The organism is Candidatus Dependentiae bacterium (genome assembly GCA_026389065.1).
Classification (GTDB): domain Bacteria; phylum Babelota; class Babeliae; order Babelales; family Chromulinivoraceae; genus JACPFN01.
In genome coordinates, this window is the sequence record JAPLIP010000031.1 from 1 (window position 1) to 18100 (window position 18100).

20 protein-coding genes and 2 pseudogenes are annotated in these 18100 nt (G+C 35.3%); 12 read left to right on the forward strand and 10 right to left on the reverse strand.

Annotated elements, in window-relative coordinates; genetic code table 11:
- Positions 1-123 precede the first annotated feature (123 nt).
- Positions 124-291, reverse strand: coding sequence for a hypothetical protein (locus NTU89_01320; GenBank protein ID MCX5923186.1), 168 nt, complete (start codon positions 289-291; stop codon positions 124-126).
- A 49-nt stretch (positions 292-340) separates the two neighbouring features.
- Positions 341-607: a hypothetical protein gene (locus NTU89_01325; GenBank protein MCX5923187.1), complete on the reverse strand. Its 267-nt coding sequence runs from the start codon at positions 605-607 to the stop codon at positions 341-343.
- 155 nt (positions 608-762) lie between these two features.
- On the opposite strand from NTU89_01325, the gene NTU89_01330 reads away from it, so the two are divergent.
- Positions 763-1584: a SufD family Fe-S cluster assembly protein gene (locus NTU89_01330; GenBank protein ID MCX5923188.1), complete on the forward strand. Its 822-nt coding sequence runs from the start codon at positions 763-765 to the stop codon at positions 1582-1584.
- The gene (locus tag NTU89_01335; GenBank protein ID MCX5923189.1) at positions 1566-2813 is read left to right on the forward strand and encodes a cysteine desulfurase; all 1248 of its coding nucleotides are present in this window, start codon (positions 1566-1568) and stop codon (positions 2811-2813) included. The genes NTU89_01330 and NTU89_01335 overlap by 19 nt, the downstream gene beginning before the upstream one ends.
- Here the strand turns inward: NTU89_01335 and NTU89_01340 are convergent.
- Entirely contained in the window at positions 2810-3598 is a 789-nt protein-coding gene (locus NTU89_01340; protein ID MCX5923190.1) for a hypothetical protein, read from the reverse strand. The genes NTU89_01335 and NTU89_01340 overlap by 4 nt on opposite strands.
- 101 nt (positions 3599-3699) lie before the next feature.
- On the opposite strand from NTU89_01340, the gene NTU89_01345 reads away from it, so the two are divergent.
- Together NTU89_01345 and NTU89_01350 are read left to right on the forward strand one after the other, a co-directional pair.
- Complete coding sequence (locus NTU89_01345; protein MCX5923191.1) at positions 3700-4836, forward strand: DNA double-strand break repair nuclease NurA; 1137 nt, start codon at positions 3700-3702, stop codon at positions 4834-4836.
- 164 nt (positions 4837-5000) lie between these two features.
- The gene (locus NTU89_01350) at positions 5001-5654 is read left to right on the forward strand and encodes a hypothetical protein (GenBank protein MCX5923192.1); all 654 of its coding nucleotides are present in this window, start codon (positions 5001-5003) and stop codon (positions 5652-5654) included.
- A 79-nt stretch (positions 5655-5733) separates the two neighbouring features.
- Here NTU89_01350 and dnaJ read toward each other — a convergent pair whose 3' ends face one another.
- The 4 genes from dnaJ to NTU89_01370 all read right to left on the reverse strand — a co-directional run bounded on the left by dnaJ (position 5734) and on the right by NTU89_01370 (position 10086).
- Positions 5734-6879, reverse strand: coding sequence for a molecular chaperone DnaJ (gene dnaJ / locus NTU89_01355; protein ID MCX5923193.1), 1146 nt, complete (start codon positions 6877-6879; stop codon positions 5734-5736).
- Between the two features lie 98 nt (positions 6880-6977).
- The gene (locus NTU89_01360; protein ID MCX5923194.1) at positions 6978-8183 is read right to left on the reverse strand and encodes a TonB C-terminal domain-containing protein; all 1206 of its coding nucleotides are present in this window, start codon (positions 8181-8183) and stop codon (positions 6978-6980) included.
- Positions 8184-8275: 92 nt separating this feature from the next.
- Positions 8276-9220, reverse strand: a complete 945-nt coding sequence (gene tilS / locus NTU89_01365) for a tRNA lysidine(34) synthetase TilS (protein ID MCX5923195.1) — start codon at positions 9218-9220, stop codon at positions 8276-8278.
- A complete protein-coding gene (locus NTU89_01370) occupies positions 9217-10086 on the reverse strand; it encodes an HAD-IA family hydrolase (protein MCX5923196.1) in 870 nt (289 codons plus the stop codon). Before NTU89_01370 ends, tilS begins: the two co-directional genes overlap by 4 nt.
- A gap of 154 nt (positions 10087-10240) precedes the next feature.
- Here NTU89_01370 and NTU89_01375 point away from each other — a divergent pair, with 154 nt between their 5' ends.
- Together NTU89_01375 and NTU89_01380 are read left to right on the forward strand one after the other, a co-directional pair.
- Positions 10241-10375: a hypothetical protein gene (locus NTU89_01375; GenBank protein MCX5923197.1), complete on the forward strand. Its 135-nt coding sequence runs from the start codon at positions 10241-10243 to the stop codon at positions 10373-10375.
- A gap of 81 nt (positions 10376-10456) precedes the next feature.
- On the forward strand, positions 10457-11095 hold the full coding sequence (locus tag NTU89_01380; protein ID MCX5923198.1) for a hypothetical protein: 639 nt from the start codon (positions 10457-10459) through the stop codon (positions 11093-11095).
- A gap of 161 nt (positions 11096-11256) precedes the next feature.
- On the opposite strand, the pseudogene NTU89_01385 reads toward NTU89_01380, so the two are convergent.
- From NTU89_01385 to gyrB, 3 genes and pseudogenes are all read right to left on the reverse strand, one after another.
- A pseudogene (locus tag NTU89_01385) lies at positions 11257-11318 on the reverse strand (hypothetical protein).
- Between the two features lie 111 nt (positions 11319-11429).
- Positions 11430-11639: pseudogene (locus NTU89_01390) on the reverse strand (DNA topoisomerase IV subunit B).
- Positions 11640-11697: 58 nt separating this feature from the next.
- Positions 11698-14265 carry a DNA topoisomerase (ATP-hydrolyzing) subunit B gene (gene gyrB, locus NTU89_01395; GenBank protein ID MCX5923199.1) on the reverse strand — a complete coding sequence of 856 codons (2568 nt, stop codon included), beginning with the start codon at positions 14263-14265 and terminating at the stop codon, positions 11698-11700.
- A gap of 172 nt (positions 14266-14437) precedes the next feature.
- Here gyrB and NTU89_01400 point away from each other — a divergent pair, with 172 nt between their 5' ends.
- The 6 genes from NTU89_01400 (at position 14438) to NTU89_01425 (ending at position 17863) form a co-directional block, all read left to right on the forward strand.
- Positions 14438-14902: a nucleoside deaminase gene (locus tag NTU89_01400; GenBank protein ID MCX5923200.1), complete on the forward strand. Its 465-nt coding sequence runs from the start codon at positions 14438-14440 to the stop codon at positions 14900-14902.
- Positions 14892-15242, forward strand: coding sequence for a TraR/DksA family transcriptional regulator (locus NTU89_01405; GenBank protein MCX5923201.1), 351 nt, complete (start codon positions 14892-14894; stop codon positions 15240-15242). Before NTU89_01400 ends, NTU89_01405 begins: the two co-directional genes overlap by 11 nt.
- 29 nt (positions 15243-15271) lie before the next feature.
- Positions 15272-15883 (forward strand): hypothetical protein, encoded by a 612-nt coding sequence (locus NTU89_01410; GenBank protein MCX5923202.1) that lies wholly within the window; start codon positions 15272-15274, stop codon positions 15881-15883.
- Between the two features lie 225 nt (positions 15884-16108).
- Complete coding sequence (gene rpsI, locus NTU89_01415; protein ID MCX5923203.1) at positions 16109-16588, forward strand: 30S ribosomal protein S9; 480 nt, start codon at positions 16109-16111, stop codon at positions 16586-16588.
- Positions 16589-16960: 372 nt separating this feature from the next.
- The gene (locus tag NTU89_01420; GenBank protein ID MCX5923204.1) at positions 16961-17242 is read left to right on the forward strand and encodes a septum formation initiator family protein; all 282 of its coding nucleotides are present in this window, start codon (positions 16961-16963) and stop codon (positions 17240-17242) included.
- Between the two features lie 9 nt (positions 17243-17251).
- Positions 17252-17863 (forward strand): superoxide dismutase, encoded by a 612-nt coding sequence (locus NTU89_01425; protein ID MCX5923205.1) that lies wholly within the window; start codon positions 17252-17254, stop codon positions 17861-17863.
- Positions 17864-18100 lie beyond the last annotated feature (237 nt).

The window sequence follows — 18100 nt, forward strand, 5'->3', positions numbered from 1 at the left end:
AGACTTTAATCCAATCGAACATTTTTGGTTTAGCGTTAAACATGGCATCAAAAAGATAATGGAAACAATGAAATCGGAAATAATAGAAGCTGCTTGTCATTTCTTTGGAGAAAAAAGCAATGCTTAATGATTTAGGCTATAGTTAGCTACCACAGGATTCTTTGATTCATCAAAATTGAAAGATGCTTTATTATTTGAACTTTCTGCTTTAAGGTGTATTTCTGAAAAATTTGTTCTCATTTTTTTTAATGAAATATCGGCTTTTGCAACTGGAAGATCTATTTTAGCCATATCTAAAATACCATCGCAGAAAGCTTTATCTCTTTTTGCAGCAAGTGCTTTATGCAGTAAGTGCTTTATATTGTTCTATTAAAAACTGTGCAAATTCTTCTTTTGAAAAACAAGTTTCTGTGTTTACTTCTTTGTGTTCAATGCAAATGTGGTTAGCATCTGTTCGAGCTTTTAGAGTTATTGGATAATTGAAAATGTAAGACATCGTTATATCCCTCCGTAAAGGCATTGCTCTTTGCTCAAAGCTTTTACTTTCAGAGCAAATAAGAGAAGTAGTCATTAAAATAAGACCTGATTGTAAAAATAATGTTTTCATAGGACCCCTATTAAAGTTAGGATTAAATATATACTTTAATAATATATCAAAAAACACCTTATAGCAAAGGCTTTGTCGTTTTTTGGCAGGATTGTTAAAATGCAGAAAATAACGTAGAATAGCTATATTATTCCATTTACGGTAAAGCTGTTTTTATGTCTTATCAATTGCCAATCACTTTTCAAGATACTCATGGTTTTGAGCCTGTTTTAAGTAATGGCGTTCATGTAAATTATGACTTTTCAGACTTGAAACTATCTGTTTTAAGCTGCCAAAAAACAAGTATAAATCATGCAATTGGTACTTTGCGGCAAAGCACTTCGAAAATGTATGTACTCCTAGGTAAAAACTCTGATTGTGTGCTGAGTGTTCAAGATGATTTAAATTCCATAAATGAGGAAAATCGGTTTGTCGAGTACCACATTTTGTTACAGGATCATGCAAAAATCGATTTTCAGCTATCTTTGCTAACGAAAATTAATCTTTCTCTAGAAATCCATGTTTACTTGGAGGGCAGCAGCTCACGGGCAACTATTAACGGTGTTTATGCTTTGGATTTTGATCAAAAAGTAAGCATAAAAACCTTTCAAAATCATATTGGAGAGATGGCTAAAAGCGAGCTCCTTTTAAAAGGAATGCTAAAAGGTCGAGCACAAGCCTTTTATGAGGGTTTAATTTTCATTGGCCCGGAAGCAAGGAAAACTCAAGCTTCCCAGGAAAATAAAAACATTTTGCTCAGCAAGCAGGCTCAAGTGATTTCGATACCATCTATTGAAGTTTTACAGCATGATGTGCAATGTTCTCATGGAAGCGCAATTGGACGGTTTGAAAAAGAGCAATTATGGTATTTGCAAAGCAAAGGCTTAGAAGAAGTCAAGGCTCATAAGCTTTTGATCAGTTCGTTTTTTGCTTCTGTGATAGAGAATTTTAAAGATAAAGATTTGTTAGAGGAAGCGATATGTCAAAAAATGGTTTAAAGCAAAGTGGTAAAAATTTAAGTATGAATTTTCCAGCTCTTAGAGAAGTGTTTCCTATTTTTACCCAAAAGGTTAATGGTTATCCATTTATTTTTTTTGATAGTGCTTCAACGGCACAAATGCCTCAAATGGTCCTTGAGCATATTGTTTCTTACTACTTAACATATAAATCAAACATTGGTCGCGGCGTGTATACTTTTGCGGAAAAAGCTACTGCTGCCTATGAGGAATCAAGAGATAAAGTTGCTCATTTTATAGGCGCAAAAAGCAAAGAAATCGTTTTTACTTCAGGTGCTACAGAAAGTATAAATATTATTGCGAGGTCTTGGGCTTTTTATAATTTAAAGCAAGGTGATCAGATTTTAGTTTCAGCAATTGAGCATCATTCCAACTTTGTTCCATGGCAGCAGCTTGCAATAGCAAAAGGGCTTAATCTAACTATTTTGCCAGTTTCTTTAACTGGTCATGTCGATCCAGAAATTTTTAAAAAGCATCTTTCAGCAAAAACAAAGCTTGTGGCGCTTGTGCATACTTCAAATATTTTAGGAACTACTAACGATATTGAAACAATGGCAAAAATGGCTCATGAAATTGGAGCGAAGGTTTTAATTGATGCTTCGCAATCAATCGCTCACAGGTCAATTGATGTAGAAAAAATTGGATGTGATTTTCTAGTGTTTTCAGGACATAAATTATTTGGACCAACTGGCGTTGGTGTTCTTTTTGTTAAAGAGTCAATAATTTCTCAAATGATTATAACGAGCTTTGGTGGCGGCATGGTATTTTCTGTTGGCGAAAAAGAATCAAGCTTTAAGTCATTTCCACATAGTTTTGAAGCTGGAACCCCTCATATTGCTCAGGTAATTGGACTTGGAGCTTGTGTTGACTTTGTACAAGAGTCTGTTGATTTTCAGCAGCTGCAAGAGCATGAAGCTATGCTAACCTCTATTCTTTATGATGGCTTAAAAACTATCGAAGATATTGAAATAGTAAGCCCTTTAAGTCCAGATGGATCAATCGTAACATTTTACTCGAAAACTCATCATGCCCATGATATTGCTGCATATCTTGACCGCTTTGGCATAGCCGTTCGCGCAGGGCATCATTGTGTGCAATTGTATCATCAAAAATGTGGCATTAATGCTTCAGTTCGTGTGAGCTTTTCTTTGTACAATACTGCACAAGAAGTTGAATTTTTTTTAGAGTGCTTAAAAAAACTTATAGGCTAGGTTCGTACGCCATATTTTTGTAAGTTTTTAAAAATATCTTCATGATGGCTATGGTTGTATAAAATGGTTTGATAACCAAAATGATTCATTTTAGATATAAATTTCTGTTCAGTTTCGATCCAGAGAATTTGATCAGATTTAAAGCCAGAAAGTTCTAATATTTTTGTATAAAATTCTGCAGAAGGCTTTAAAAGGTGCATGTCACCAGAAACGTGTACGCCTTTAAATATTTTAAAAACATTTGGAAAGTTTTTTTTAAGTGATGAAATGTTTGCCCAATTTCCAACTAGATATATTTTATAACCATTGCGATGTAATGTACCGAGCAAGCTTTCTATTTTTGTAGATATGCTTTGAGTGTCGGCAAGATGATTTGGTGTGAGCATCATGCTAACTATTGCGAGAAGAACTTTTTTTTCTATATTTGAAATATCTTTATTGTTTAAATAATTTTGAATGATGGTGCTAATTTTTGTTGAAGTTTGTAGCGAAGCAAGCCAGTCAGATAAAATTAAAGGCATAGCTAAACCTTTGTTGTATGTAACCTGTGAAGAAATAGATTTAATTGGCTTGAGTTGCTTAAAAAGATCTTCTTGATTTGGTAGGTTTCCTGCTTGTGTTAAATATCTTACAGAATCAAATTTTCCAACATATTTTGAAGCTTGCAGAGCATTGGTTTGAAAGACCGCTTCAACATCAATGCATATTGTAGATATTGCATAGGAGTAAAGATCTGCATTGCTTATCGAAAGCAAGGTGTAAAGAAATAATATATTTTTTTTCATTGATTTTCTCCGATTTTATAAAAAAGAATGTTTTGAAAGTATCAAAAAAAAAGTATTCTGTATATTAATCAAAAAATAATCTATCTACCAAGGCTTTTATCATGCTTGATCATCAAAAATTAGTAGCGCAGCTCGATAAAGCAAGTAAAGACCTATCTGTGAAATTTGCTCATGAAAGAGACATTGCAAAGCAGGTTTGGCAATCTATTGCTCATGACGCTAATCTTGCTAAAAAAATTCAAGAAAAAAAATGGCCGTTTTTGGTTCCGTACTGGAGCGGATCAATTGGAATGTCAAAAAATATTGATCAATTGTCTTTGCCATATGCAGTTCTAGCAGTAGATGGATCACAGATTTATTATGATAAGCACCAGGGTCCTCCGTGCTATTTGATAAACGTTGGCTCAGTGCTTTTAAGGTATGGCAGCGAAAAGAGTTCGGTTGCTTTTGCAAGTCAACCAACAGTCATTGTGAGTTCCAATGAGCAATCAGGGGCTCAGGGGAGAGATTTTGTAAATGAGCAGCGAGAAGCATTTGAATTAATTTCGGCTGTGGAGCAGTCAGATAATTATTTGAAGCAAAATCATGATGAGTTATTTGTTTGTTTGTTTGATGGAACTTTAATTTTTTCAACAACGCAGGGATTGCAGCAACTTATGCAAGGGGACGATGCGCAGAATTTTGTCTTAGTTTATTTGGCAGAGCTAGAAAAATTGTACGAGAGAAAAGTTTTACATGCTGGATATATTAGTTTTCCTCGATCTAAAGAATTAGTTAACGTTTTAAAAATTGCTGCTTCTGGTTATGAGCTGAAAAAAGAAGAGTCCTTTGATTTGCTTGGTGGTCTTTGCGATATGGATATCGCTTTTTATTTTTTAAAACAGGGACAACGGTCAGTTGTTTTTCAGAGCAAATCACCGATTTCATATATGTACCCAAAACATTTAAAGCCTTATTTTTGCTACCTGCATGTAGGCTTTGAAATAGTTCGTTTGGAATTTCCTTTTTGGATTGCTGGCGATGAATCACTGGTGGATAAAATTTGTCAGGTTGCTTTGGATCAAGCTCAAAAAGGTGCCGGATATCCAGTCTGTTTATTTGAGGCTCATGAGCAAGCTGTTATAAAAAGCATGGATCGTGAATTTTTTTATTTAATGGTACAAAAGATGACACAGAAGTATAATGGCGCTTACCAGGCTTCATATAAAAGTATGAAGAAGGCACAAGTTCCAGTTTAGAAAAAAGATCAAAAATTAAATTTTTCAACAAACTCTTTTTTTCTAAATATTCATATGTTAGGATTGTGTGTCTTAACTTGCTGGGGGAGTGTTGCTTTATTTGGAGTTTGACTATATAGTTAGTCAAATTACTTGATTGGGACCTCTTTCACAGATTGAAAAAAATGAAAATCTACAATTATTTACAAGGAGCTGAAATGAGAAACGGCATTGTGTCTTGTTTACTGATAATCTTTATGTTGCTAAGCGATATTGCTTTGCAGGCATCAAATTATAGAAATCAAGGCCCTGTAACCACACGTAGTACATACTTTCAGGATAAATATGTGGTAATGCCTTTGGCTCTTGGCAGATATCCGTTTCAAATTAGGCCCTCTAATGTACTATCTACTTTAATAGATTCCTGCGAGCAGTGTGCTTGCGATGATCTTCCTTCAAGTCCTGGATGTTCGTCTGTTGGAAATGACTCAATGTGTAGACAGGGTAGCTGGGTTTGCCATACTCCCAAAGGAATGAAAAGTAATTTGTCAGCGCCAGAATTAGCTGGACTTGCAGCATATGCAAATAATAGCTATGAATCAGCTGCTGATCATGGCGTGTCTTCACCGTCTAAGGTAACTCCAAAGAAAATTGGAATGTTTCCAAAGCCTCGGGGTCTTCATGGAACTAAAACTCCTTTAGAACATGGTACGTCTTCACCATCTAAAACTCCTAAAAAAAATAGAAATGAAAATGTTTTATTAGAACATGGAACGCAGACTCCTTTGGAGCATGGGGTAAATGGATCTCCTAGAAAATCAAGCCCTAAAAAATTTTAAGAGTTAAGAATTAAAATATAAAAAAATAGTCGCTCATTAATGAGCGACTATTTTTTTTGTGTTGAATTTGTATTTGATGCTACCCTAAGAATTTTTTAAAGATTGAGCTTATAAAACCATCTTGGCGATCAGTAACGTCAGTGCCAAGTTGACTAGTAAAAGAATCAAGAGATTCTTTTTGAGTAGATGTTAATTTTTTTGGAATGTGGCACTGTGTGACAATAATTAAGTTTCCTGCGCCAAATCCTTTTAGTTTGATAAAACCTTTTCCAGGAACTATGATTTTTTCACCAACGGGACATCCCTTTGGAATTTTTATTGAAATATTTGTGCCATCTATGTTTTCAATTTCAACCTGGCAGCCCAGAACAAGTTGCGGGTAAGTTAGCATTAAGTTGCATGATAAATCGTTTTCAATTCGAGTGAATTTTTTATCATGAGCTACTTTTATTTTTAAGAATAAATCGCCTGACGGACCGCCATAAATTCCAGCATCGCCTTTTTGAGAAATACGAAGTTCAGCTCCATCAAAAATTCCTTGAGGAATGGTAACAGAAAATCTTTCAAATTCTTGTTTTCTTGATTGGCCTTTGCAGTTTTCGCAAGGATTTTTAATAGTGTATCCTTGGCCTTGGCAAGGTTGACAAGCCTGAGCCACAGAGAAAAATCCTTGTTGGAATCGTACTTGTCCAGCGCCTTTACATTTGCTACAAACTATAACATCAGTTTTGTTTTTATACCCTTGATGATTGCATGATGTGCAGGCAAAAGCATGATAATAAGAAACTTCTTTTTTTATTCCAAGGTACGCTTCTTTAAGGGTGATGGTGACGTCTTGGATTAAATCATGACCTCTTTGTGGAGTTGGGCCGCTTTTTTTACGACGCTGAGATTGCCCTTGGCCGAAAATATCACCAAAATCAACTCCGCCAAACATATCCCCAAAATTTCTAAACATGTCATCCATGTTTCCATGATGACCGCCGCCACCTTGCATGTTGTTATAGTTTTCATGACCATGCTGATCGTATTGTGCACGTTTTTTTTCATCTGAAAGAACTTCATAAGCAGATGTTGCTTCTTTGAATTTTTCTTCAGCCTCTGGGTTTCCAGGGTTTCTATCAGGATGATGTTTCATTGCGAGTGCGCGATATGCTTTTTTGATTTCGGCAACATCAGCAGTTTTGCTGACGCCTAAAATGTCGTAAAAATTTTTTTTGCTCATAATAAATTAAATGGAGTATAAAGTTTAAAATAACCTTTTATTGTCACTGTTTTTAGTATATCAAAAAAACAGATTGCTCCAAATTATCTATTCTGAGATTAATGTAAAATTGTCCATCTTTGAAAAAATGGATCATCAGGTACAAATGATGGAACTGCCGGGTAAAGACCAGCAGATTGAATAGATTCAACCATGATTTTATCCATGTTTGTGTCGCCACTGCTTGCAATAACGTCAAGCTTTAGAAGAGTTCCTTGTCTGTCAATGGTTACGGCGAGGACAATTTGTTTGCCTCTGACATACTGAATTGATTGATATTGAGGGTGGGTGTGTATTGATCCAAGCATTGTTTTTGCAAACTGATTGTTGTAAGTAATCATTTTTAAGCTTTGCCCAGATGCAGCAGCTGTTGTATTTCCCTGTTGAATTAAATGTTGGCTATTTCCTATGTTTTTTCGATAGTTGTCAAATCCTATCGAAAGATCCTTTAAAGACATGCGTGATTTTGAATGAGGCTTTGGAGAAAATGGGTAAGGATCTAAGTCGTAATTGTCGGTTGTTAATTTTTTTAAGTTTTTTAAAGATTTAGGGATTTCATTTTCTATAGTTTCATTCTTTTCTATTGTTTTTTCGTGCCCATCTTTTTTTAATAATTCTTCTTTAGCTAGATCTGGCTTAATAGTTTTCTCAGGGTCTTGGTACTGATTTGCGGGGGTTGTTTTTTTTGAGATAGTTATTGGTTCTTCTTTGTTAATAAATTCTTTTTTTTCAGGACTTGTTTTGGATGAATCTTCTTTATTGTTTTCTTCTTGCTTGGGTTCTTGCTTTTGGGCTTGTTCTTTTTGAAAATTGTCAGGTTGTTGAACTTCTTTTGGTAGTTCTTGAGATTTTTCTTTTTTTGGTATTTCTGCTCCACCATCATCATCTATTAAATTTTGTTTATCTACGCCTTGTCTTCCTGGAATTAATGTATGCACAACAGGAGGTTCTGGCGCTTGTGGTTTTGGTGGAGTTACCGATTTTGGTTCAGCTTTTTGTGGTTGAGCCGGTTTTTGAATTGCCGATTGTTTTAATGCTTGTGCTTGTGAAATGACTTGTGGTTTTTTTGGCTGATCAAGCATCATGATGGCATTTTGCTTGTCTTTTGCCGAAATAGTCATTTCTTTTTTTAAGATGTTTTCTTTTTTGTGTTCATCAATTCGAAGGACGATGCTTATGACGATAAATAATAAATGCAGTAAAATAGAGGCAATAATCCATACAACAATTGGATGAAGGCCGGTCTCTTTTTTGTGATCTTCCATTGCTCTCCTTTTTTAAGCGATCTGTGGCTCTTAGGCCCCTTAAATCATTAACAGTTTTCCTGAAAAAATGAAGGTAAATCTATAAAAGCTGGCTAGAAAGTTTTGAAAGAAAAGCTGTTTTTGTTTTTAATAATTTTCAGCGTTTCGAGTAGTTGATGTTCATTATGTTTTACTGATCGTAGAAATCGAATGATTTCACCAAAAAAAGCTTTACTTGGAGTACACGGTTGGCTGCTAGAAATAAGCATAGAAAGAATGATTCGTTGCTGTAAAATTTCATGCTCCTTTAAGAAACGAGCAAGGTCGATACCAAAATCTGTTGAAAGTTCTTTTATGGTTTGCTTTGTGACTTGCTTTAAAAAATCTTCTGTTTTTTGCATATGATCAATGCAAGAAATAATATTTTTGTGGATTCGTGAGTCAACAGAATCAAGAATTGGCACAAGGTTTTTTCTGATTCTATTTCTTAAAAATACTGTATCGGTATTGGTTGGGTCTATTAAAAATGGAATTTGATGAAGCTCTAGAAAGTCTAGAATTTCTTGTTTTGTGATATGTAGCAGCGGTCTTAGGTACAATCCATCTTTCATGCGCATGCTTGCAAGTCCGGTTACAGAACTTCCGCGAGAAAGTCTGATAAAAAAGGTTTCAATCTGATCATCTTGATGATGCCCTAAAACGATGTGATCAGCCTTAAAATCCTTAGCGCACTCCATAAAAAAATGTCGGCGTAATTTTCTGCCTGTTTCTTCTTTTGACCCATTTGTTTTGGGCGTGAAATTTAGCTCAGATGCTACCTTGGAGATAAATGTGACGTTGTTGTATTGCTGGCAAAAATTTGAGCACCACGCAACATCCTGGCAAGAGTTTTGGCGCCACTGATGATCTAAGTGAGCAGCTATAATTTTAAGATTATGACTTTGCGCAATATCATTTAAAAAATGAAGTAAAAATACAGAATCTGGCCCGCCAGAAAAGCCAATAAGTAAAGTTGAGTTGTGTGGAATGTTTTGGGCGAGATTTAAAAAGGTTGTCATGACAAGATCATGACTCCAAGATTAACAAATCCTGTGCAGACTGCTGGGGTATTTTTGCAAACAATTGATTTAATGCCAAGTTTTTGTGCTGCTTGAGTATTATTTATTTCATCATCTATAAAGATGCATTCATTTGCGTTGAGATTATATTTTTCAAGAAGTTTTTTATAAAATTCTGGGCTTGGTTTTCCCATTTTTTCTTCACCTGAAACCATTATTCCATCAAAAAGGTTAAATAATTCTGTGTTTTGTTTTTTTACTAATTTATAAGAATCAGCTTCCCAGTTTGAAAGGACATAAAGTTTATAGCCTTTTGATTTCAGATTTTTTGCTAGTTGTACCATAGTGGTAATTGGAGATTGTGAATCAGCAAGCGTTTGAGCATCAAGCATAAGGCGAGCAATTGATCTAAATAAATTTTTTATAGAAGTCGGCTGAGGGCTTTTATTGATATGCTTTTCTACAATGTTTTTAATTTCATCGATGTTTCGTCCAGTCATCCAGTCTGCCATGATTAAAGGCATCTGTTTGCCTTGGTTGTACATGGGCTCTGTTGAAATGGCTGGTATTTCATGAAGCAATTTAAAGAATTCTTCTTTAATATCCATTCCAAACATTCGATAAAGAAGTGTTGGATTTTGAAAAATAGTTGGGATTACCACAGAAGCTTTAGTCCGCTTTGAGGTCCTTAAAAGCACGTCTCCAAGATCAAATATGACAGTTTTATATTGGCTCGTTTTTGCAGGCACGATACTTACAGTCCTATGTTGATATTTGGCAGCTATGATAAAAAAACAGCTTAGAATCGCAATAAGAGAATATGTTCTTTTACGAGAAAAGGTAGAAAATAAAGATCCACTGTTCATAATTTTATCCTTTGCTTTTAAAAAGGTGTTTTAACTTAATTTTAAGATATCACGGCATGGCAAAAAACACAATTGGACTAGGGGTTTTTGTGGTTTTTTTAGCAAGTCATATAATTAAAGTAGAAAACTAAAAATACAGTTCCTGGGGGTTCTTATGACAACTGTGCAAAATCAGATACTTTTTGTGCTTCTTATGGCTACGGGTGGAGCATCGGTAAAAGAAAGACTTAAAAATCAGCCGTGCGATAGCTTGTCAGTACAAAGCTCAAGCCTTCAAAAAAACCTTTAAACAAATGGTATTTCATTGATTGTTTAAGATTTAGTGTTAAAATATTAAATAGAATTGTTTAACTTAAATAGGAAGATTATTGTGAAAAAATTATTATTGAGTGCCGCATTGCTTAGTTCATTTACTGTGCATGCAGGTCCATGGACTATGTATAAAAACGTCTCAGATTGGCTTGGTTGCCAAGTGCATGGGTATATTGAAATATCTCCTATTTATTATCCAAAAACAATTAAATTTTTGCATGAATTGCAAGTAAAATACCCTGTAGAGCTAAATGATGTTGAAATGTCTATTGGTTTTAATTCAACATTTTTTCACAAAAGTATGGGTCTAAGCCTTTATTCTTCTTTAAATACGATTTATTTCCCCGTGGAATGGATTTGTGCCATTGAAAAAGATGATGAATATTTCACTCTTCTTACTGAATGGGCTACATTAAGAGAAGCTGGAAGAATGTGTATTGGTGAAATTATTGCATCACGCCTAATCCCAGTGTATTGGTTTTTCTTTGTAGAAGCTTCTGCGGATCATTACGCTACAACTCGCTGTCAAAACCCAAAAGCTATCATTGCTGCCTATGAGCACATTGATCGCTTTTCTCCAAGAGGTTTTGTTCCAAGTATCTTAGGTAGATTTGCAGGGATTCGCCTTTCAAATATGAAAAAAACTTTTGTGAAAAAATTTGGCTATGAACTCGAAGTTGCAAAACGACAAGCATAGTTTTATAATTTTTTAAAAAGAAAAAGGGCGCTTTCAACGGCGCTCTTTTTTTGTGACTAAATCTAAGATTAAATGTCGAGGTTCTTAACAAATCGACCGTTTTTTCGATAAATTTGCGACGTCCTGAAACATCATCACCCATGAGTGTAGAAAAATACCAAGAGTCAGCTTCAAGTCCGTCCTCAATTGAAAGGTGTAGCAATGCGGGAGTTTTTGGATCCATTGTGGTCTTTCACAATTAATAAGGATTCATTTCCCCAAGGCCTTTGTATGGTTGATATTAAAAAGAAAAAGGGCGCTTTAAAGGGCGCCTTTTTTGTGAATAAATCTAAGATTAAATGTCGAGGTTCTTAACAAATCGACCGTTTTTTTCGATAAATTTGCGACGTCCTGAAACATCATCACCCATGAGTGTAGAAAAATACCAAGAGTCAGCTTCAAGTCCGTCCTCAATTGAAAGGTGTAGCAATGCGGGAGTTTTTGGATCCATTACGGTCTTTCACAATTGATAAGGATTCATTTCCCCAAGGCCTTTGTATGGTTGATATTAAAAAGAAAAAGGGCGCTGTTGAAAGCACCCTTTTTTGTGAATAAATCTAAGATTAAATGTCGAGGTTCTTAACAAATCGACCGTTTTTTTCGATAAATTTGCGACGTCCTGAAACATCATCACCCATGAGGGTAGAAAACCAAGAGTCAGCCTCAAGTCCGTCCTCAATTGAAACTTGCAGCAATGCGCGAGTCTTTGGATCCATTGCGGTCTCCCACAACTGATCAGGGTTCATTTCCCCAAGGCCTTTGTATCGTTGTATGCTCATGTGAGGCTTTGATAGCTGGATTAAAGCAACGATAAGAGCCATGATACCTTTACCTGTAACTGGTTTATCTTTTTCGATTAGATTCCAAGGGTTTTGCTCAAGGAGTAAAATCGGATTTAACAGTTTGATAAGCTCTTTAACTTCATCTGAACTAAAGAAATCAAGTGAAACGTTCCAAGAGAAGTTTGATCTTACAAAAATAAGCTCAAACTTTTGATGGTCAGCTGTTGAAAACGTTTTGCGTTTTGGTTTTTTTCCAGATTCTATTTCTTGAGAATCTGTGTCGTCCATTTCAGACTCTAAACCATCAAGCTCATCTGCTTGCTCATCATTTTCTTGATCAATTATTTCAATATCATCAACTATGTCATCTTCAAGGTCTGCATCTTTTGAGCTGATAGAAATTACGCAATCTTTAAAATACGGTTGCAATGTTTTAATCAGACCATCAAAATCAGAAAGGTCAGTCATCTTGTTTTCTGTTAAACATAAAACAAGACTGTGACAGTGACGATATTCAAGGTTGAATCGTGAGCTAATAACATGATTTTTGTTTTCATATGCTAAAAGATTATCAAGCAGCTGTTTCCATTCTGTCTGAGCAAATGTTTTATTTTCGCTGGTAAATTCAACTGCACCAAGAGCCCAATCAAACATGAAAGCTCTCAGGCTTGAATCATCTTTTAGATATTGTGAAAGTTTGCCAATTTTAGCTTTGTAAAGTGGCGGTTGCGCGATATATAAATAACCATTTTCAATTAAAGGTTTCATGTACCTAAAAAAGAAAGTTAAAAGCAGTGTTCGAATGTGAGATCCGTCAACGTCTGCGTCAGTCATTAAAATAATTTTATGATAACGAACCGATGCGCAATTGAATTCTTGTGCTTCTGGTTGACAACCAACAGCAGCAATTAAATTTTTGATCTCTTCGTTTGCAAGCATTTTATCAAGTCGTGCTTTTTCAACGTTTAGAATTTTACCTTTGAGTGGCAAAATAGCTTGAGCAAATCTATCTCGAGCTTGCTTAGCAGATCCACCCGCAGAGTCTCCCTCAACTATGAATAGTTCAGAGTCTTTAGGGTCTTCGTTTGAGCAGTCAGCTAATTTTCCAGGAAGTACAGATCCTTCTAAGACCGTTTTTCTTCTGGTTATATCTCGAGCTCTTTTTGCAGCTTCACGAGCACGCTTTGAAAGCTCAGCCTTCATAAGAATTTTTTTAGCAGTATTTGGATTTTCTTCAAAATATTCATCAAGTTTTGCAAAAGTCCAAGAGTCAACAAGTCCTTTTATTTCGTTGTTGCCAAGCTTTGCTTTTGTTTGACCTTCGAACTGCGGTTCTGGAACTTTAATGCTAATGACGCATACAAGTCCTTCGCGTACATCTTCGCTTGAATAGGATTCGCTGCCCTTGAGGGTTTTTAAAGTAAAGCCACGTTTGTTACAAGCTTTTGTAAGCGCAGATTTAAATCCGCTGACGTGTGTACCGCCTTCAATGGTATTGATGTTGTTAACAAAAGAGAAAATCTGTTCTGCGTAACCATCATTATATTGCATTGCAATTTCAAGAATGTATTTTTCGTCTTCATGCTTAATTGAGATGATGTCATTAAACAAAGGCGTTTTTTTAGAGTTTACTGATTCAACAAATGATTCAATTCCGCCTTCATATAAAAAGACATGCTCTTTGTTTGTGTTTTGATCTGTGATGCTAATTCGTAAGCTTTTATTTAAAAATGCAAGTTCGCGAAGTCTTGCTGAAAGAACATCAAAACTAAATTCGATTGTTTCTTGAAAGATTTCAGCATCTGGAAAGAAAGTTACTTTTGTACCGTGCTTAGTTGTTGAGCCAGATTCTTTAATCTCGCCAACAGGGTCGCCTTGTCGATATGTTTGTTTGTAGATTTTTCCGTCTTTGTAAATTTCTAAATTGAGTTCTTTTGAAAGTGCGTTTACAACGGAAATACCAACACCATGAAGACCACCAGAATATTTATAAGAATCTTTATCAAATTTACCACCAGCATGAAGCTTGGTTAGAACAACTTGAGCTGCAGAAACTTTTTCTGTTGGGTGCATGTCGACAGGGATACCACGTCCATTATCTTCAATGGAGCATGAACCATTCGTGTGTAAAATTACTTCGATATTATTACAGTGTCCGCCTAAAGCTTCATCAACAGAGTTGTCAACAACTTCGTAAACAAGATGATGGAGCCCTTGCGGTCCCGTGTTACCAATGTACATCGCCGGTCGTTTACGAACAGCTTCTAAGCCTTCCATTACTTTAATGGATTGGGCACCATAATGACTTGATTCTTTTTTGTTTGACGGATTGTCAGATTTATCTGCCACAAGGATTCCCTGAATATTTTTTTTAAGAACGTTTACTTTTCGTCGAAAAAAAATTTATTTCATATACAATAGATAAATTATTTTTATGCTTTTTAAGTTTAGTAAAGAAATGAAAAAATTTCCAATCATTTCATGATTCGTATCAAAAAGTATTACTGGAGAAGGATTTTTATTGAAAAAAGATTTGTTTTTTATGGAGATGGCTTACAAGCAAGCTTGCAAGGCATTTGCCGAAAACGAAGTTCCAATTGGAGCGATAATTGTAGATAGAGATGGGGTTGTTTTAGCAAGGGGGTATAATCAAGTAGAAAAAAAACAGACTCAGTTGGCACACGCAGAAATTAGTGCGCTCGCAAAGGCAACAAAGGCAAGTAAAAGTTGGAGGTTGTCGGGAGCAACGATATATGTTACAGTACAACCTTGCCTTATGTGCCTGGGCGCTTTATATCTTTCAAGGTTGTCTCGGGTAGTGTATGGAATTCAATCTACAAAATTTGGAATTCCTCTTGATCAAGGAATTGAGATTGGAATTTATAAAAATCTAGATACGACTATTGAATGTATGAATTATGAAAAATCAAAAGAGATTTTACAGTTGTTTTTCAAAAAAAAAAGGAGCCTAAAACGTGGTGAGTAAATTAGAACTAACAAAAATCAAAGAAGATCTTTTGGCTAGAAAGCAAGAGATAGAAAGAGAGTTGCAAAATCTTTCAAATGAGAAAATGGTTGATGGTGAGTCTCAAGATGATGGTGATCAAGTAGTTTTGCTTACCATGGAAACAGTAAGACAGTCTTTGCAGGGTACTGAATATAATGAATACACAAATATTATTTCGGCATTAAATTCTATTGAAGCTGGAACCTATGGTGTATGCGAAGAGTGTCATGAGAGGATTTCAGAAAATCGTCTAAAATATAATCCCAATGCTCGTCGATGCATAAGCTGTCAAGAAAAGGCTGAAAAAGCTAATTTCTAAGAAGTTATATTTCCAGAAGAGGGTTTAGTATGAATAAAAATATTTTTTCAATTCTATTTTTAATAGGTTTTTCGTGTAGCCTTCTTGCTCATGAATTTGAAATTAGTCGATTTGTTGGTGATGATTTATCCACACACAAGGCGATGTTTATAGAGTTTTGGCAAGAAACTTTTGCGACCAGTGGTAAGCAAACAAGCTTGGAATCCTTGAGTAAAGATTTTGATGAATATCAAGATGCATACCAAGAGGCATATCAAGACGAACCAGAAACCGCATTCTTTTTGCAGGCAACTTTTATGGATCAAGTTATTGGGTATATTTCTTTTGAAGTTTCCGACTTTGATCACGTTATGGTTCATCATGTTATTCTGGATCGCGCAATGTCTGATTCAACATTAATTAAGGCATTAGTGTTATCTATTTTTGATTATGTTCCACAGTGCCGCGGCGTTAGAGTGCTTCAAGATTGCCTATTTCCAGAATTGATAGAAATTCTTTTAGCTGTTGGATTTGTCGAAAAAACACAGATTGAAGAAATGTTTGATTTGATCGTTCATGATAGATGCAAGCTTTGTCAGGCTACCTACAAACCAGAGTTTTGGGAAATAGATGAAGAGTCTGATGAAGATGATTTTGAGTAGGTAAGGTCATATTTGCAAGCTTGAGCTGCTAACCTTGGGCGTGTAGGAAAAGTATAAAATGACTTAATAGGCTAGAGTAGGCAATAGTCGCAAAAAAGCTTTAGTATCTTTGACTTTTCCATGAACTCTAGTATCATAAAAAATGTATTATTAAATAATAAGAAATTTAGAATTATAAATATAATCGTAAGATTAACAATATTTCAGAAGAAAGGCTTACTTTTTATGGCACAAGCTCCAGCTTCTACAAAGAAAACAGCAAAAGCGCCAGCTCTTAAAGCAACGACTACAACAAAACGAGTTAAAGGGATTGTAAATAAACCTTTTGCTCAAGGCACTGGCCGAAGAAAATCAGCTGTTGCTCGAGTGTTGCTAAGAAAAGGCAATGGTCAAATTTTGATCAACGGTAAAGCATTTGATGAGTATTTCACAGTTCCAGCATCTCGTGATGCTTGCCAAGCTTCTTTCACAGTTGTTCCAGCAACTTCAGGGATGCTAGCAGACATTAAGGTTTCTGGCGGTGGGTTTACTTCACAAGCCGTTGCAGCTCAATTGGCAATTGCAAGAGCTCTTCTTGTTTTTGATGAAACATTAAGACCAGAACTTAGAAAACTTGGCTTTTTAACTGTTGATTCTCGCGTTAAAGAACGTAAAAAATACGGTCAAAAAGGTGCTCGTGCAAAGTTCCAATTTACAAAAAGATAAAAACTTTTGCAGTTCATGCAAAAAAAGAGCTCTCAAATCGAGAGCTCTTTTTTTTGTCAATTTTTGGGAAATGAAATTTTTGTATGTTTTACTGCTCATTTAGCAGCGTCTGGAAAGTTCTGTTTTGTGGCATTGGTTAATAGAAGTTAAAGAAAAAAAGAAGGCAAATACAGAAATTGAGACCAAAGAGAAATAAATTCTATATTTTGTTTTATGTTTCACGGTAAAAAAACCTTTGTGTTGGTGTTTAATCACGGTATTAATCTTATATTAAAGGTACTCTTTTGATTCTTATTGTCAACTTGCCGGCTTTTGTTACAGTGTATAAAAAGACTTTTGGCTGTGTTGTTTTAAGTAATCTAGGAGGAGAGTATGACTTTTTTGGTACGTAGATTTATCATTATGTTTTTAATTTTTGAAGTTGCCTTGTTTGTATTATTGTATTGCTTTGGGCCAAAGGGCCTGAGTTCTTTTGTAGACCTAAAAAATAAAAAACAGCAAACTATTCAAGACATTCAAAATCTAAAAGAAGAAATCGAAAAATTAAGATTAGATGTACAAGCAGGGCTCAGTGATTTTTCAAAAGAAAAGATTGCTAGAGAAAAGTTATTAATGAAAAAAGATCAAGAATTGGTTTATTTTAAAACAAAATAAGGTTTAAATATGTTTACTCTTCCTCAATTGCCGTACAGCTATGATGCTTTGCAGCCATACATCGACGCAAAGACTATGGAAATTCATCTTACCAAGCATCACCAAGCTTACATTGATAATCTAAACAAAGCGCTTGTTACGTACCCAGAACTGCAAAAAATGAGCTTGGATGAGTTAATTGTTGGCATTGATTTACTTCCAGAGGCAATTAAAACAACGGTGCGAAACAATGCTGGTGGGCACTTTAATCACTCACTTTTTTGGGAAATGATGAAACCAAGTGCGCAGATGGTTCAAGGACATTTGATGCAAGAAATTCAAAAAAAATTCGGGTCATTTCAAGCCTTTAAAGAATTATTTGAAAATGCAGCAAAAACTCGTTTTGGTAGTGGGTGGGCATGGTTAGTTTTAAATAAATCTGGCGATATGGAAATTATTTCTACGGCAAATCAAGATGCAACTTTGATGCTAGGCTCAATTCCTTTGTTGGGGCTTGATGTCTGGGAGCATGCATATTATCTGAATTATCAAAACCGTAGACCTGATTACATTGCTGCTTGGTGGAATGTGGTCAATTGGGAATTTGTTGAGCAGCGTTATCGCATGGTGATTGGAAAGTAGTACAATGCATTATTGCAGTTTTAAAATTTAATAATGAAAAAGGGACCCTGATAAAAGAGTCCCTTTGATTTTTAAAAAGCAAAATTATTTTTTAGCGCCGACGGATTTTAAGCTAGCGGCAATGGCTTTGAAGTTTTCATTTTTTTGATATGGGAAAGTACGTTTTTTTGGAGGGTGGGATGCATATGCCAAAGATGTATGCCCGCTACCACTTTTTGTGTTGATTGATTTCATAAA